The sequence below is a fragment of the Oceanipulchritudo coccoides genome, from assembly GCF_010500615.1.
Taxonomy (GTDB): domain Bacteria; phylum Verrucomicrobiota; class Verrucomicrobiia; order Opitutales; family Oceanipulchritudinaceae; genus Oceanipulchritudo; species Oceanipulchritudo coccoides.
This window is the reverse complement of sequence record NZ_JAAGNX010000003.1, coordinates 540,575-554,942: the sequence shown is the minus strand read 5'-3', so window position 1 is coordinate 554,942 and position 14,368 is coordinate 540,575. Positions and strand designations below refer to the sequence as shown.

The 14,368-nt window shown below is 52.0% G+C and carries 15 protein-coding genes and 1 tRNA gene; 10 read left to right on the top strand and 6 right to left on the bottom strand.

Annotation, left to right across the window (positions count from 1 at the left end):
• The first annotated feature begins 298 nt into the window (after positions 1 to 298).
• The 6 genes from G0Q06_RS12885 to G0Q06_RS14920 all read left to right on the top strand — a co-directional run bounded on the left by G0Q06_RS12885 (position 299) and on the right by G0Q06_RS14920 (position 4,783).
• On the top strand, positions 299 to 793 hold the full coding sequence (locus G0Q06_RS12885) for a hypothetical protein (protein ID WP_238710827.1): 495 nt from the start codon (positions 299 to 301) through the stop codon (positions 791 to 793).
• Positions 790 to 2,475, top strand: coding sequence for an ATP-binding protein (locus G0Q06_RS12880; RefSeq protein ID WP_163966796.1), 1,686 nt, complete (start codon positions 790 to 792; stop codon positions 2,473 to 2,475). The genes G0Q06_RS12885 and G0Q06_RS12880 overlap by 4 nt, the downstream gene beginning before the upstream one ends.
• Positions 2,459 to 2,887: a hypothetical protein gene (locus tag G0Q06_RS12875; RefSeq protein ID WP_163966793.1), complete on the top strand. Its 429-nt coding sequence runs from the start codon at positions 2,459 to 2,461 to the stop codon at positions 2,885 to 2,887. Before G0Q06_RS12880 ends, G0Q06_RS12875 begins: the two co-directional genes overlap by 17 nt.
• A complete protein-coding gene (locus G0Q06_RS12870) occupies positions 2,859 to 3,119 on the top strand; it encodes a hypothetical protein (RefSeq protein ID WP_163966790.1) in 261 nt (86 codons plus the stop codon). Before G0Q06_RS12875 ends, G0Q06_RS12870 begins: the two co-directional genes overlap by 29 nt.
• Positions 3,120 to 3,477: 358 nt before the next feature.
• Positions 3,478 to 4,068, top strand: a complete 591-nt coding sequence (locus tag G0Q06_RS12865) for a ferredoxin reductase domain-containing protein (protein WP_163966787.1) — start codon at positions 3,478 to 3,480, stop codon at positions 4,066 to 4,068.
• Positions 3,965 to 4,783: a HesA/MoeB/ThiF family protein gene (locus tag G0Q06_RS14920; RefSeq protein WP_425496124.1), complete on the top strand. Its 819-nt coding sequence runs from the start codon at positions 3,965 to 3,967 to the stop codon at positions 4,781 to 4,783. Before G0Q06_RS12865 ends, G0Q06_RS14920 begins: the two co-directional genes overlap by 104 nt.
• 209 nt (positions 4,784 to 4,992) lie before the next feature.
• Here the strand turns inward: G0Q06_RS14920 and G0Q06_RS12855 are convergent, their stop codons facing one another.
• Both G0Q06_RS12855 and G0Q06_RS12850 read right to left on the bottom strand, forming a co-directional pair.
• Complete coding sequence (locus G0Q06_RS12855) at positions 4,993 to 6,270, bottom strand: tyrosine-type recombinase/integrase (protein ID WP_163966781.1); 1,278 nt, start codon at positions 6,268 to 6,270, stop codon at positions 4,993 to 4,995.
• 64 nt (positions 6,271 to 6,334) lie between these two features.
• A tRNA-Leu gene (locus G0Q06_RS12850) sits at positions 6,335 to 6,419 on the bottom strand.
• Positions 6,420 to 6,545: 126 nt separating this feature from the next.
• Between G0Q06_RS12850 and G0Q06_RS12845 the strand changes: the two genes are divergently transcribed.
• On the top strand, positions 6,546 to 7,667 hold the full coding sequence (locus G0Q06_RS12845; protein WP_163966778.1) for a hypothetical protein: 1,122 nt from the start codon (positions 6,546 to 6,548) through the stop codon (positions 7,665 to 7,667).
• 78 nt (positions 7,668 to 7,745) lie between these two features.
• Positions 7,746 to 8,675, top strand: coding sequence for a 2-dehydropantoate 2-reductase (locus G0Q06_RS12840; protein WP_163966775.1), 930 nt, complete (start codon positions 7,746 to 7,748; stop codon positions 8,673 to 8,675).
• A gap of 18 nt (positions 8,676 to 8,693) precedes the next feature.
• Here the strand turns inward: G0Q06_RS12840 and G0Q06_RS12835 are convergent, their stop codons facing one another.
• From G0Q06_RS12835 to G0Q06_RS12820, 4 genes are all read right to left on the bottom strand, one after another.
• Positions 8,694 to 9,752 carry a lactonase family protein gene (locus G0Q06_RS12835; RefSeq protein WP_163966772.1) on the bottom strand — a complete coding sequence of 353 codons (1,059 nt, stop codon included), beginning with the start codon at positions 9,750 to 9,752 and terminating at the stop codon, positions 8,694 to 8,696.
• Between the two features lie 123 nt (positions 9,753 to 9,875).
• Positions 9,876 to 10,391 (bottom strand): DUF420 domain-containing protein, encoded by a 516-nt coding sequence (locus G0Q06_RS12830; protein WP_163966770.1) that lies wholly within the window; start codon positions 10,389 to 10,391, stop codon positions 9,876 to 9,878.
• Between the two features lie 2 nt (positions 10,392 to 10,393).
• Complete coding sequence (locus G0Q06_RS12825) at positions 10,394 to 11,281, bottom strand: hypothetical protein (protein ID WP_163966767.1); 888 nt, start codon at positions 11,279 to 11,281, stop codon at positions 10,394 to 10,396.
• A 153-nt stretch (positions 11,282 to 11,434) separates the two neighbouring features.
• On the bottom strand, positions 11,435 to 12,274 hold the full coding sequence (locus G0Q06_RS12820; RefSeq protein WP_163966765.1) for an SCO family protein: 840 nt from the start codon (positions 12,272 to 12,274) through the stop codon (positions 11,435 to 11,437).
• Between the two features lie 205 nt (positions 12,275 to 12,479).
• Here G0Q06_RS12820 and G0Q06_RS12815 point away from each other — a divergent pair, with 205 nt between their 5' ends.
• The gene (locus G0Q06_RS12815; protein WP_163966763.1) at positions 12,480 to 13,442 is read left to right on the top strand and encodes a COX15/CtaA family protein; all 963 of its coding nucleotides are present in this window, start codon (positions 12,480 to 12,482) and stop codon (positions 13,440 to 13,442) included.
• Positions 13,443 to 13,444: 2 nt separating this feature from the next.
• Positions 13,445 to 14,359: a heme o synthase gene (gene cyoE / locus G0Q06_RS12810; protein WP_163966760.1), complete on the top strand. Its 915-nt coding sequence runs from the start codon at positions 13,445 to 13,447 to the stop codon at positions 14,357 to 14,359.
• Positions 14,360 to 14,368 lie beyond the last annotated feature (9 nt).

Sequence of the window (14,368 nt, the reverse complement as noted above, 5' to 3'; positions counted from 1 at the left end):
GGAACAGGATTAGATTACTGCAATATGCCGCCCTCTGGGGTGGCCTGGCAATCGGGCTCAGTGTCCCGTATCGCTGGTTTGAGTTCCTTGATGGCTATTGGCACATTCTAGTGCCCTTTCTGGTGTTGGGCCTCTTGTTCACTCCTAGCGTCCTTGCCTTTCATCTGGAGCCCATTGCTGCGAATCAACTCCAGCTCAGGAATAGAATCTGGATCGGACTAGGGGTCTTATTCGGTTTGAACACTCTTTTACTATTGGTGATATAATGAAAACGCTTTTCACAAAAGCCAGCAGGTGGATGAAAGGTATACTTGGTTCTCAAGAGAATACCGGTTTTGCTTCGCGTATTCCACAACCCCGCTACCATGAATCTGGTCGCGGAAATCCATCCTGCCGAGAAGCTCAACAGGGCCAACAGCCCAAAAGCGGACATCGGGAACGTGAGCATCATACGTATCGTCCTCTGCGGATGGGGGAATCCATTACACAGAAGGTCTCACACTTTGATCGTCACGGCAACACCATGGAATGTGACACCCGGTCCACATTCGTGGTAACAGGTTCAAACAAGGTGATCGAGGCGGATAAGGTAAAGGCCTTTTGCTCCGTTTGCGGGAACGCTGAAAGCGAAGTTATTTTAAGTGCAATCAGTCAGCAGTCCCTTTGTGAACGCTGCCGCAGGGTGTATGAAAGCCCCGCGGGAGAGAAGCTGAATGTGAGCCCGCACGAATTGCATTTTCTTCTTCGCCAGCACGATACTTGGAAAGATCACGACAGGAGGAATAAGTCATGAAGTCCACCTCTTGTCAGCCGAAAGGGGCCATGCTGATCGAGTACGTTCAGCAGTCCAAGGATTTAGGGTTAGATAAGGACCTGTTGCATGGGCACTACCTGAGCCTAATCGGGACTCCTGCGGATCGAAACGGCAAATTCGAGCAATTCGTTAAAGCTAGAATCGCTGAGGAGGTGGCACGGCAGTTCTTCTCACCTAATGAGAATACTGGACCGGTTGGAGATCCAGCAACAGGCATCCTCCTTGGTAAGATTATTGATTCGGGCTTACCCTATTTTCTCAACCTCCTGTTCTTCGCGACCCATATTCTTGTCATCGCCGCCAGCGGGAAGGGGAAGACAAACATGCTGGTCCAAATCATAATCGGTCTTTTGGCGAAAGGTATAAAAGTCCATTTCTTCGACCACAAGGATACTGGATGCAATTTCCTCAACGTTTTCCCTGATGCGCTTTTCTTGGAACCCAGGCATGAGCGTTGGAATCTTTTCAAAGGCTTTGTCGATCAGCAAACGCGAAATGCATTTGTAGCGAGATGTCTGGGAGATTACGCATCAAGTCACCCAAGTGCCAGAAACACACTTAACTCAATACTGGCAGACTATTGTCACGATCCAGATGACCTTCCTTCCCTGCAAGATATCGCTGGGGTTGTTTCCAAGATCGGAGGGGAAGATTCTGCGAAGCACCAAAACTTGTCCAATGCGCTCTTTAATATCTGCAAATCTATTGGAGATCTCAGTCGGGTTAGAATAGCTCCTGAACCGCCGTTACTGGGTAAGGAATTAATTATTTTCTCCAGAAAGAGCATTCCAGCGAGACAGGAGAATCTTCTTATCAGTTCTGCATGCACACAGGAATGGGAACGCCTAACGGCCACGGGTCACGATTCCTCATTACACTCTGTGCATGCCTGGGACGAAGGGCTAAAGTTTTTTGGCGCGACTGGTGAGACGAGTCAGCATGGCTTAGTACAACGGGAAAAGATTACAAAGGACCGCAGCTACGGTATAGGGAACATACTTTGTACACAGTCCGTTAAAAAGCTGCTGCCCGACGCGGTTGATAATTGCTCCAGCGTGATCGCTCTGGGGATGAACAATCCGAAAGAGGCAGAATTAACGGCAAGAATTATGGGGCTAAATTCTTCTCAGGAAGCCGACTTACTCAACCTCCCGCCAGGTGAAGCCTATATCTACACCGGCTCTGGACCGGTTCAGAAAATCAAGATTCCTTACCATGATCTTGGACGTGGCAAAAGCCGGGCAGAGATCGAGCAGCTGATGACCCCTCATTGGGAAGAGTTGCACTCCCAGGCGACATATTCACCAAAGATCAAAGCCAAGGTCCGAAAGCTCGATTTTCGGGTTACTCTTGGCGAACGGACATCTCCTGAAGAGTCTGAAGATAACTCCCCGGAGAAACGTCCACCTGAGCCTATTCTGGAAGAAACACTCTTACTTCTGAGTTCATGCCGCGGTAACCCTGCATATGGGGTGGTCCAACATTATCGGAACCTTGGTTGGTCGTCTGGGAGGGGTAATCGGGTTAAGTCAGAATTACTCTCCAATGACCTCTTGGCCTCCCGAAGAGTGGTCCCAAGTGCCGGAGGTAGGCCCAAGGAAGTCCTAACACTCACACCCAAGGGCGAAAGCTTCTTAGAGCAGTATGAAAAAGACGCGTAACGAATCACCAGGTCATCAAGCGGAAAAGGATCGGATTGAGGCACTCTGCAGGGATCCCCGTGCCGCAGTCTACGTGGAATACCGAAATGCGGACCTAGTTGTCGTGGATATCCCAACAGTGACAACAGTGGCGATCGAAGTTGAATCCACCCCCCGAAATGTCCTTCGAAACATCAGGCGAAATTTGAAGAACGGCTGTCATGGGGTTCTGGTCGTGAGCCGGGATGAACGATTCTTTGAACAGATCTCAAGAACAATAGCCCGGCACCTGACCTCAACCGAACGGACTAAAGTGCGCCTTGTTAAATCAGGGGATATCTACGCCCTGACCATTCAGGATTTCATTCAAACCATCATTAGTAATCCAAAAAGAAAGAAGAAAAATGAGCATCACAAATCAGAACGCCACTAAGCAACTCGAAGTAACAAGAGCAACCGATGGGATTGCAGAAGTGTATGATATCAATCCCGGGACCCGGCCAGTGGATATCATCGAAAAAATGAATTTACCTCCATCTTGGGAGCTTGTGGCAAATGATGGGCACTCCCAGTACAAGGACACAGATGATTTGTATCAATTGCTTCCGGGCACCTATGAGAAGGCCTATGCGGCAACTCCAACCAGGGTGGGGAGGCTAAAATGATTGCGAATAGGAGGGGCAATCTCGCTCTGGAACAAGACCAGCGCCACCCATTGGTCAGGTACGGGTTTAAACGTCGAGATATTGTCATCAAAGGCTTTTGGAGCAGCACCGTTCGATCTGAATACCATGGATTTCTCAGAACTCCCAGACGGGTGTACAAAACCAAGGTCGAGATGGATGAACAGGGGTACAAATTCTTTATCCAGAAACCACCTCCTGGCCTGAACCGTCATGAGCACAAGTTCTGTTTCTCAAGTCTTGGAGACTGGTACTCGGTTCATTTTATCGGCGGCAGTGAAGCTCATCCGGCTAATGCGATTATTTCATTACAGAAAATACTAAAGGAGGCAGAACAGTTATGACAACGACACTTATTCAGCAACGCATCCAAAATAAGATCTGCACGCAGATGGATATCGGCAATCGAGATCTTTCCGATGTGTACTATAATCTCTTTTTTGAGGTTCAGGATCTGCTTAGAGAACGGCCGTTAACGATAGGATTAGACGCGGCATTTGCGACACGTCTACAGACTGCGCTAACAACTGATCAGAATGAAGATCTGGCATTTATTTGTGGTCCCTCCGTCGAAGGAATCCAAATGACGGCCTCATTTTTGAAATGTCATGAAACAAACCGAACTGTGGGAAGTGCATCTCTGGATGCAGCGTCCACTTCCCGCGCCTTTGTCAAGATCCGGGATGAAGGATATAACTGTTTCCTTGTCGGACATAGCCATCCTGGTTTTGGCATTGGTAGCACCCTCCCATCGAAAACTGATATGGACTGGATTGGGGATTTACAAGAGGGCGGAGCGCAGGTTGTTGGGGTAATTGTGAACCGTGATGGGTATTTCCGCTTTTTCACAAAGTCAGTTCCATTCAATGTCATTACCTATGGTCGACGGATCAAGCAGGAGGAAGAGCATGTCTTCAAACTTCAATCGTAACGAGATTTACGCACGACATGCCGTGATTCCCGGGTATCTACAGGAGATAGTGTTCCATACAACAATTCTTCTCATAGGGGTAGGAGGCTTGGGGAGTCTGATAGCCTTGCTACTGGCCCGTAAAGGAATCGGGACACTTCTTTTATCCGACCCTGATAGGATCTCAGTGTCCAATTTAAGCCGCCAATTGTTCAGTCTTTCGGATGTCGGAAAAAACAAAGCTGAATGTGCCGCGGTTCGTCTCAAGGACCATTGTGTTGGAGGCACCCAGCTGATCGGATCCCCGTTGTCGATTCAGGAATTATCGGAAAATCCCATGATATTGCCATCCTTCGATGTCATGATTTGTGCTGTGGACAATAAGAGTGCGCGAAGGGCGGCCCTTTCGGCTGGATTGAGAGCTAACAGGCCAGTCCTATTTGTTGCTGTCGATTATACTGCAGAGTCCTTCAGTGTTAGCATCCAAGAACCTGGGAATGCCTGTTTTGGGTGCATGGATTTAGATCTAGATAGTGAGAGAGTGGCTCCCTGTGAAATCCCTGCTGCCATCGATATCAATTCTATGGCGGCAGGGCTCACGGGATACGCACTGGACCATCTCCTTATGAATACACGTCCAGTTTCCTGGAATCACCGACGAATCCATGCAGCGGGGTTTATGCCAGACGTATCTCTGAACGTTGCCAAAAACCCCGACTGCAAATTTTGCGGATAAAGCAATGCCTGCAGATAAGCTAGTCAATGCCCCAACCTTACTTGAGGAACTGTTTGAACCGAATTCTAGGCCTTCAATCAGGTGGCTTCGGCAAATGCAGGCGCAGCGACGCATCCCCTACGTAAAAATTGGACACTTGGTCCGGTTCAATGTGGATCAAGTGAAGGAGGCTCTTGAGAAAAACTGTACCGTTCGACCTCGTTAGACTTTTATGGAAGAATGTAGCGTCCTTCTTTCTTTTTCATCTTCTTCGGTAGAGATGCTCCCTTGGGCACAATACGCCAGAATTGGTCTGCCTCCTCGGGCGATTTAAGATCAAGGTAGTGTTTGCGTATGACTGCTTCTGAGTTGCCTGCTTGCAGGGACGCATCGCCGACCGATCGAAACGTTCCCACGGTCATAGAGATGAACGTATGGCGCAGTACATCATGGCCCAAGCTGAATTGATTCCTCAATGCCCTGAGTATGCGATCCGGATTCTTTTTGGGCAGGATGGGATACTGCCCGACAGGATAATGCTCTAACCAGAGTCTGAGATTGGGCTGGATTTTGATAATCCTTTTTTCGTTGGTCTTGGAAACACCAGGCTCGATGCGGATAACGTCTGTTTTGAGATCGACATCCTTTGGCTTTAATTTCCCCATTTCGCCGTCTTTCCAGTCAGGCCGAATACCGGCAAAGAGGGCGAGGGCAAAAAAGGGGACCAAAAAACCGGGTTGATTCCGATAGATTTCCCGTTTGTATTGCGGTCCAGTGTATGTCTCAAGGAAGTTCATCAGTTCTTGTACTTGATCAGCTGAAAGAGTTTTTGCCGTACCTCTTTGGTGCTTGATCTTGTGCTGAGCGACTTTGGCCACAGGATTTTCTTGGAGATATCCTTGATCCACGCAATACTCACAAAATGTGTTAACAAGTCCTCTGCGGTTATTCCATGTTTTTGCGGTTGCTACTTCAGGGACTTTACGGCGGTTTCGGGGGGCATCTTTGGGCTTTTCCAAATATTCGCGGAAATCCTCCGGGGAGAGGGATGAAACGGGAATGTCCCCTAGGCAAAGTTTAATCCAGTTCATTTCTGAACGGATTGCCATTAATTGTCGTTTTTGAATAAAACCTCTCACCAAGTCCTGTTCCCGTTTCCGCAGGTACTCCATGGAAGCATCAGAAACAGATTTTTCGTTCTCGGGAGGGCGATAATTTTTCAAAAGGTAATTTACCGCAAAGCTCAAAGAGCAATCCATGTCATGGGATTTGAGAAGATTGACAGCCGCAATTGCATCACGGTTTTGATTGTGAGTCAGGGTTGTCCAGACGGTCTGACCTTCTGATGTCTCATTGAGTCGCTTAACTTCATAACTCTGCCTTTTAGCGACAGCTTCGTTTCTCGTCTTATAGTTTTCACGGAAACGTTTACCATTGAGTGTTCCTGAGAGTCGCCATACCTTGGCTCCACTTGGATTTAGAAAAGGAGTTATTTTAAATTTCGACATCGCCAGCTGGATTTTAAATTTGCCAATTCATATTGGCAAATATCTGGTGAATGTCGATAAATATTGGTACTCAGGGCGGGACTTGAACCCGCACACCCGAAGGCACCGCCACCTGAAGACGGCGTGTCTACCAATTCCACCACCTGAGCCCAAAGGGCCTTCACGATCGAAGGCTGAGAGAAGGAAAGTTGGTTCACCTTGGCGGGGTGTCAAGCGTGATATAGGGGAATTGAATTGGATTGTCTCTGATTAACTAAAGGTTCATATTCTGGGGTATGAAAGCTGTCTTCTTTCGCTGTTATTTGCTTCTGCTATTTGTTCCCGGCTCATGGGCTTCAGCTGCGGGCTGGTTCGAAGGGGTGAACGATGCGCATTATCCATGGCTTTATCATGTCGACCATGGCTGGATGTACGCCACGGATTCCAATGGTGGCGGGGCCTGGATGTGGGACACCGGCTTGGGCTGGGTTTGGACCAACGAGGCGGCCTATCCGTTTGTGTACGAGCCGCTTGCCGGCTGGGTGAAGTACGAGCCCAGCACACATAATCCGCGCCAGTTTCTGGACATTTCGACCGCCCATTGGCTCGTCGATGAGTCCATTGAAAACCAAAATTCCTACTTTCCGGTCCCGACCGAATGGGAAACCTTCACCTGGTTCTACATCGTCAACAACGGGCAGCCGGTCGATGGCACAATTGACGGGATTACCATGCGCCTCAATTTCTGGGAGTATAAAGTGACTTTCAGCGGGTCTGACCTGAAGCGGAAGGTCAACCTGCAGGCGGGCATTTCAGGGGTCGCCAACATAGAAGGCGAATGGTTTACACTCGGGGGAAATTTGCGCCTGATGACGGAGGAACGGCTTGAGCGCAGCGCCCTCGGCCTGTTTGAGCGAGAGGCTGATTTCAGCCTCTATATGCGGTTGTTTTTGGATGGACAACCCGTCACGATCAACGGCTATTCAACGGCCTATGATTTTGGAGAGCTTCTGATGGCCTTTCCTTGGCAAAGGGATTTGTATGAGGAGCCGCTCCATTCCACTTTCTATCAAGTCATTCCCTCCGGCAGGGTTTCAGGCAGCGTGAAATTCGAGGTCGACGGCTATCCGGAGGAGACAGTGGAAGACTATTTCAATTTCAACTTCGACCCCCTGCCGACTCTCCACATGGAAATTGTCGCCAAGCATGACCATTATTTTCTCAGTACGGGGCAACCGTTCCAGCGGGTGGTCGAGGTGGTCGTGACGCAGACCGTTCCAGATCCGACAACCGGTATTGTGGAGCAATCCCAAGGACGAATTTGGCTGGCACCCGGTATCGGACCTATTCGTTTTATTGAGGATAATCCGGTCACGGGAACGCCCATTGTCGTCGAGTACAGTCACTCCTTCATGTAGCCGGTCAAGCCTCTCGGGAATTCTCATACCTTTTCCGCATCGTTGACAGTAAGCCAGCGGTTTTGATTCTATCCGGATATGGAGACTGGCGGGAAAGCGAGTATCGGCATCATTGGATCCGGAGCCTTGGGGAGCTATTTTGGCATCCGGCTTGCGAAGGCTGGTCATTCCGTTGGCTTTCTTCTTCGTTCGGATTACGAACCGGTGCAGCAACGGGGAATGAGGCTGGTGCTTGCGGGGGACCAGGAGGTGATCTTGCCCAGTCCGGACATCGCCAATGATCCGGACCAGCTCGGCAAGCGCGATTGGGTAATTGTCGGCCTGAAGACCACGCGCAATCATCTCTTCAAGACCCTGCTTCCTCCGGTCGTTGGACCGGATACCTTGCTCATCACGATTCAAAACGGTCTTGGCAATGCCGAGGCGCTGATGGAGCTATTCCCGGACAACCCGGTCATCGGTGCGCTTTGCCAGATTGGTGTAAACCGCAAGGCACCCGGGGAGATTCATAGCTTCGTGCCCGGTGATGGCTTTGTACAGATTGGCGCGGCGGTGGGTAATCGCGGTAATGACTATCTTGATGTGTGCCAGGAAGCGTTCGAAGCAGCGGGGATCCGGACAAAGAAGACCGCTTCCCTCGGCGAAGCGCTCTGGCGCAAGCTGATGTGGAATGTCCCCTTCAACGGCCTCACTGTGGCCATTGGAGGGAAGGGGACTGATGCGGTGTGCGGGAATCCCGAGCTGCGCCAGACCGCGGTTGCCCTGATGGAGGAAATCCGGCTCGCGGGCAATGCCCTTGGGTATCCCATTGAGCCAGCGTATACCGACAAGTTGATGGGCTTCACGGACCAGCTTGGATCGTACATGGCCTCGAGTGTGCTGGACTGGCTGGACGGACGCCGCCTTGAAGTGGAGGCCATTTTTCGCAAGCCCCTCGAAGCTGGGACGGCTGTAGGGGTCGATATGCCAGAGCTGAAGAAACTGGTGGAAAAACTCGACCAGCTCTAACGCCAACCAGTCTTCAAATCACTTGGGAAAGAGGACCCATGTGGGTTCGGGGACCTGAATGCTGGACCATGGCTTATAGGTGAGCTCACCCGAGTCCTGATCTATTTCAAAGATGCCGATATTTGAGCTATGCTGGTTTGCGCAAATGAGCCAATGGCCAGATGGGTCGATGGCAAAATTGCGGGGCCAGCTCCCCCGGACGGGCTCCACCTCCACCCGTTCCAATGAGCCATTCTCCGGATCAATCTTGAAAACCGTGATTGAATCATTCCCTCGATTACCGGTGAAAAGAAACCGGCCTGAGGGATGAACGCGGATTTCCGAGGCCGAATTAACGGCCTCCTTCTCCAGTACCTTTGCTGGAAGCGTATCAATACTTGTAATGAATTTTAACTCACCCATTCCGGTTTTCCAACTGTAGGTATCCACGGTTGAATTCAGCTCATTCAAGACCCATGCGAACCGGCCATCAGGGGAGAACTTCATATGGCGTGGACCCGCTCCAGCCCAGGCCTCTACTTTTTCATGCAGCACTAGTTGTCCGCCTTCTTGCATCAGCTTGTAGACAAAAACCGCATTGGCTCCGAGATCCGGAATCAGGATAAATTTCCCGGAAGGATCGAAGGTGACATAGTGTGGGTGTGCCTTCTCCTGACGGTCATTTCCGCCAAACCCCTCCTCGTGAAGAATTAACTGCTGTCGCTCTCCAATCCGACCCTGATCATCGAGTGGATAAACGGCGACACTGCCTGCCCCGTATTGAACGGTGACCAAAAAATCCCCGGACTCATGAACGGCCATATGTGTCACCACCCCATCGCTGGGGTGGCTGTTAATAAGGGATGCAGAAGCATCACTGCCATCATCCCTGGTGCTCAAGGCGGCTACTTGCGGTTGCTTGGAACCCGGAGCCGCTCCCGATGAATAGATTACATCCAGTCGGGGATGATGGATCAAAACGCCCGGTGATTTCCATGCAAAGGCCAGGGTTGCTGGACTGTTCCATTCGCCTTTGTCCGGATTAAACTCACAAGCATAAATGCCCTCGTTTCCCATTGATCCGAAAATTACCGGCATGATGGTTGCGTGGGCGTTTGCAGAGCAAAGCGCCGAATAGAATAAGCTGATCCCGAGCTTCATTTGATCATGCAAACAGGGATCCGTACCTTCGCCAATTCTTCTTTTACGGAAAGGGATTCCTTACCCGTTCAAGTGCCGGAGAAATACAAAGACGAGCACCCCGGTCACGGAAACATAGAGCCAGACAGGATAAGTCCATTTGGCGATGCGGCGGTGGGCTGGCCACCGACGAGTGGCGGCAAAAAAGACCGTCGTGAGAACGAGTGGGAGGACCACGATGGAGAGAATGATGTGTGTGATCAGAATGAAGAAGTAGGTTGGTCGCAACCAGCCTTGCGTGAGAAACATGGTATCACCGTGTACCGTGTGATGGATGATATAGCCCACGAGGAACAGTGCCGAGGCAAGAAGTGCGGTGCCCATGCTGATGCCGTGGGCCCGCTTGTTTCCCTTGCTGATGAAAATGAGTCCTGTGATGACCGCTGACGCGCTGATTGCGTTGAAAAGCGCATTGGTAGCGGGAAGGAAGGCCCATTGGCTGGAGTCATTGCCTGCTTCCACACCATAGATGATCCAGAATAGAAAGCCGATTGCGGCCGCACTAAGAATCAGGATACCTGCGATGGCTCTTTTCATTTTCAACGAATCGTCAGGTCAAAAGGAGCAAATACTTGCCGGTCGTTCACAATAACCTGGGCCCACACGCGATAATAGCCCGGTTGATCGAATAGAAAGGCAAACTCAAGCTCCGGATTGAGCGGATCCTGTCCCTCGATGAACGGATTTTGCGGATGCAGATGCGCAAAGCCCGTGTTGTTTTCGTCGAAGGCCACCACATGGGCGTATGAATCCATGACCGGCGAGAAACGGGTAGGGGAGTTGTCTTTTGTTTCCACTTCCAGTTTGAACCGGACCTCTTCCCCCGTGACCAGCTTCTCTTGCGAGGGAATGAAGGCAAATTGCAGATCACCGTCCTCGAACTCCATCAAGGATCCCGGGCTTGGGGTCTCCGGTGTGCCAGGAACAGTGAAGCTTGCTTCAAGCAGGGTGCGGCGACTGTTGATCAGCGGAATGAAATCCAGATAGACCTTGTAGTCGCCCGCGCGCTTCGGAGTCATTTCAAAGAGGTAATGCCCGGCCGGACCGGCCGCCTGGGGATGCAAATGCTGGTAATCCTGTAGTGACGGATCCACGACCATTGCGTGAATCTTTTCGGTGTGCGAAACAGCGATTTCCTCCCATTTAACCGGTTTGCCCGTCGTCGTGAAGAGGGTCAGCTTGAACGTGGTCGGCTGGCCGACGACCGGATCGGTCAAGGGTGTGAGGACAGGAAGGATGGGAAACTGGATTTCCGACATCGTGAAGAATTCCGTCTCCTCGTAGCCGCAGCCCTCGATGACGCCTTCGCTGTTAATGAAATCGCCGTAATGCAGGAACTCACACTTCTCCACGGGAAGCGAGCGCAGCCCGAAATAGACGCCAATACAGGCGAGTGTGATGAGGGTGATCTGGATCGGGCGGGACATGATTGATTATGTAATTCTGGAAACTGCTTGGACTCGTCTGTTTTTCAACCACGGATTACACGGAGTTTTGGGATAAAGAGTTATCATAGCCTCTCCAATCCAGAAGATCCGTGTAATGCGTGGTTTTTTCCAGGTCGTACTCCGTAAAGAAATTTACTTCCCCTTGTCCTTCTTGATCTGGTCCAGGAAGGCCTTCGGGCTCCACATACTTCCGGGAATCCGGTAAATGATCTTGCCGGTCGGGTCCATGAGCGCGGTCGACATCGTGTGGCGGACAATTTCCTCTTCATCCGGCTCAGCGAGTACACCCATCTGAATCTTCAGGTCCTCGACAATCCTCTCGGGCCCGCCCAGCAAATGGAATGTCGAGGTGTCAATCCCCTTGTCCATAGCGTAGGCCGTGAAGATACCGGGCGTGTCGTACTCCGGGTCAAGGGTCACGGAAACCTGGCGAAAGTCCTCAATGCCGGCCTCCTTCACCATTCCCTGCAGCTCGACCATGCGGGCTGTCGCGGCGGGGCACATGGTCGGGCTCGCGCAGCGCGTGAAGATGAAATTCATGATCACGTAATTTCCTTTAAGTGACTCGCTCAGGAAAAGGCTTCCGTCCGTATCATAGAGGGCAAACTTAGGCATGTATTCCCCGACGCCCCGAAAGGCCTTCGAGCCGCGCTGTCGGGTGTCCTTTCGCAGTTGGTCCCCCAGGCGCGAGATGGTCCCGCGGGTCACCGGGTCGGCTGGCCAGATGGTCTGCAGACGGTAGCCATGTCCCATCCGGACCAAGTCACCCCGGACCAGATCTCCCGCATTCAGGATTTTTGCGTCGCCGCGCCCGACCTGGACCGGTTGCACGCCGCCATCCGCTCCGCCTGTCTGGAATTGCACTTCCATCCCTTCACGGTCGATTGATGCGATTACCCCCTCCACAGGGGCGCCCAGGCCATTGAGGGCGCTCAGCAGGATGGCGAGGATTACAAATGAGGATTTGTTCATGGAATGTATTATTGCTATAAGAATTACTAACGAGGCACGGCAGGATAATAACAATACCTGTTATCTAAAGTTGTGCGGGTATCTACGGTTGTCAAACCGACTCCAATAAGGAACTTTTTGAAGCTCTATTTGGCTGCTGAAGCGCGTCTATGTGGGGGTTCGAACGCGCAAGCAGGCTCACTCTTTTGATAATATCCCGAACAAAATGGCAGAGACACATCTGAACTCGACAACAAGCGCTCACAAGCGCTGGCTTGCGGGGTATTGTTTCCTGACCTTGGTGGTCACCCTCCTTCTTCTCTATGCGGGTGGTTTTACCACGACAATCGGTGCCGGAATGGTTTTTCCAGACTGGCCACTGTCGAATGGTTCCCTGAACCCGCCCGGATGGACGACCGACCAGTCCATGATGGCCGAGCACGGGCACCGCCTCCTTGGCGCAACCGTGGGAATTTTATGTATCATCCTCTGCGTCTGGATGTGGCGGGTGGAGGAGCGGCGCTGGTTGCGGCTCCTGAGCTATGGTGCCCTCGGGCTCGTCATTTTCCAGGGACTTCTCGGCGGCGCACGTGTGTTGCTCGTGAATATCGATTTGGCCAAATTGCACGGCGTGACCGCACAGGTCTTTCTCTGCACACTGACCGCGGTGGCTGTTGGAAGCTCTGCCTGGTGGCGTCGACTCCAGCTTCCGGATGGTGAAGATGCCCGGCGCGTGTGGATCTTTTTCCGCCGTATGGGACTTGGAATCTGCCTCCTCACAATGGTCCAGCTTGTTCTCGGAGCGATCATGCGCCACCGCGGCGCAGGCCTCTCAATCCCATATTTTCCGCACAGCTCACCGGACGGCAGCTTTTTGCCTCTCTCATGGAATTGGGCTACCCAGCTCAACTTTGCCCACCGGTCAGTGGCCGTGGTAATCTTCATCCTGCTCACCGCATGGGTCGTGGCACTCATCCGGAGTAACCTCGTCAGCGCCTCAATCAAGAAATTCGCCCTTGCCGCCTTCGTGCTCATCAACGTGCAAATTGCCCTTGGGGCAGGCATCATCTGGACTGCCCGTGCCCCGATTGAGACAACCCTGCATGTGCTAAATGGGGCCATTTTCCTCAGCATTGCCTGGGCAATCACCTTCAGCTTTTTCAAACCCGCTCTCGAAAGACCCGTTTAATCATGGCTAATCTCACTCAAACAAACTCCATCAAGGCCCTTTCCACCGACCGGACAGAAGCGCACTTCAGCGACTGGTGGGAACTGACCAAGCCCCGGCTCAGCCTCATGTCGGTGGCCACGGCCGTTCTTGGCTATTTTGCCGCCGGGCCAGCTCTCGACCTGAGCCTCTTCTTCAGCCTTTGTCTGGGGACAACGCTTGCCGCCTTCGGGTGCGGTGTCCTTAACCAGTGGTGGGAACGCGATGTGGATGCAAAAATGGAACGCACAGCCGATCGCGCCATTGCCGCCGGGCGCATTTCGCCGACGGCGGGGTTCATCTACGGTATTGCTCTCGCCCTTACCGGCGTCGTCCTGCTCGCCTACAAGGTGAACATAACAGCCGCACTGCTGACAGCTGCCACCGTGGTCCTCTATATTCTCGCCTACACACCGCTCAAGCGCGTGACGCCTTGGGCGACCGAGATTGGTGCGATTCCGGGAGCCCTTCCGCCGTTGATCGGGTGGGTTGCTGCCGGTGCCGGATTCAGCTCGATGGGCTGGATACTCTTTGCCATTCTTTTTGCCTGGCAGCTCCCGCATTTCATGGCCATCTCGTGGATGTGTCGCCGCGACTACGAGGAAGGCGGTTTTAAAATGCTTTCCGTCTCTGACGCGACCGGCCGGCAAGTGGCCATCAAGGCACTTGCATGGACAATTGTCCTCTGCCTGATCAGCCTTGCCCCGCTGCGTGAACCACAGTTTGGATGGCTACTTCTTGTCGTGTCATTAGTTCTTGGATACGCTCACCTGAAACCAGCCATCCAGTTTGTCCGCGACCCCGGCAACGTGGCCCACGCCCGCAAACTTTTTATCGCAACCTTGCTCTACCTGCCTGCCTACCTTGGGGCCCTCGTGGTGGACCGGTTCTTCATCTAAACTTTGAAT

Excerpts from the sequence above, each read along its gene's own strand:
- G0Q06_RS12885 (WP_238710827.1), top strand. The coding sequence starts at position 299 with ATGAAAGGTATACTTGGTTCTCAAGAGAATACCGGTTTTGCTTCGCGT.
- G0Q06_RS12880 (WP_163966796.1), top strand. The coding sequence starts at position 790 with ATGAAGTCCACCTCTTGTCAGCCGAAAGGGGCCATGCTGATCGAGTAC.
- G0Q06_RS12875 (WP_163966793.1), top strand. The coding sequence starts at position 2,459 with ATGAAAAAGACGCGTAACGAATCACCAGGTCATCAAGCGGAAAAGGAT.
- G0Q06_RS12870 (WP_163966790.1), top strand. The coding sequence starts at position 2,859 with ATGAGCATCACAAATCAGAACGCCACTAAGCAACTCGAAGTAACAAGA.
- G0Q06_RS12865 (WP_163966787.1), top strand. The coding sequence starts at position 3,478 with ATGACAACGACACTTATTCAGCAACGCATCCAAAATAAGATCTGCACG.
- G0Q06_RS14920 (WP_425496124.1), top strand. The coding sequence starts at position 3,965 with ATGGGTATTTCCGCTTTTTCACAAAGTCAGTTCCATTCAATGTCATTA.
- G0Q06_RS12855 (WP_163966781.1), bottom strand. The coding sequence starts at position 6,270 with ATGTCGAAATTTAAAATAACTCCTTTTCTAAATCCAAGTGGAGCCAAG.
- G0Q06_RS12845 (WP_163966778.1), top strand. The coding sequence starts at position 6,546 with ATGAAAGCTGTCTTCTTTCGCTGTTATTTGCTTCTGCTATTTGTTCCC.
- G0Q06_RS12840 (WP_163966775.1), top strand. The coding sequence starts at position 7,746 with ATGGAGACTGGCGGGAAAGCGAGTATCGGCATCATTGGATCCGGAGCC.
- G0Q06_RS12835 (WP_163966772.1), bottom strand. The coding sequence starts at position 9,752 with ATGCCGGTAATTTTCGGATCAATGGGAAACGAGGGCATTTATGCTTGT.
- G0Q06_RS12830 (WP_163966770.1), bottom strand. The coding sequence starts at position 10,391 with ATGAAAAGAGCCATCGCAGGTATCCTGATTCTTAGTGCGGCCGCAATC.
- G0Q06_RS12825 (WP_163966767.1), bottom strand. The coding sequence starts at position 11,281 with ATGTCCCGCCCGATCCAGATCACCCTCATCACACTCGCCTGTATTGGC.
- G0Q06_RS12820 (WP_163966765.1), bottom strand. The coding sequence starts at position 12,274 with ATGAACAAATCCTCATTTGTAATCCTCGCCATCCTGCTGAGCGCCCTC.
- G0Q06_RS12815 (WP_163966763.1), top strand. The coding sequence starts at position 12,480 with ATGGCAGAGACACATCTGAACTCGACAACAAGCGCTCACAAGCGCTGG.
- cyoE (WP_163966760.1), top strand. The coding sequence starts at position 13,445 with ATGGCTAATCTCACTCAAACAAACTCCATCAAGGCCCTTTCCACCGAC.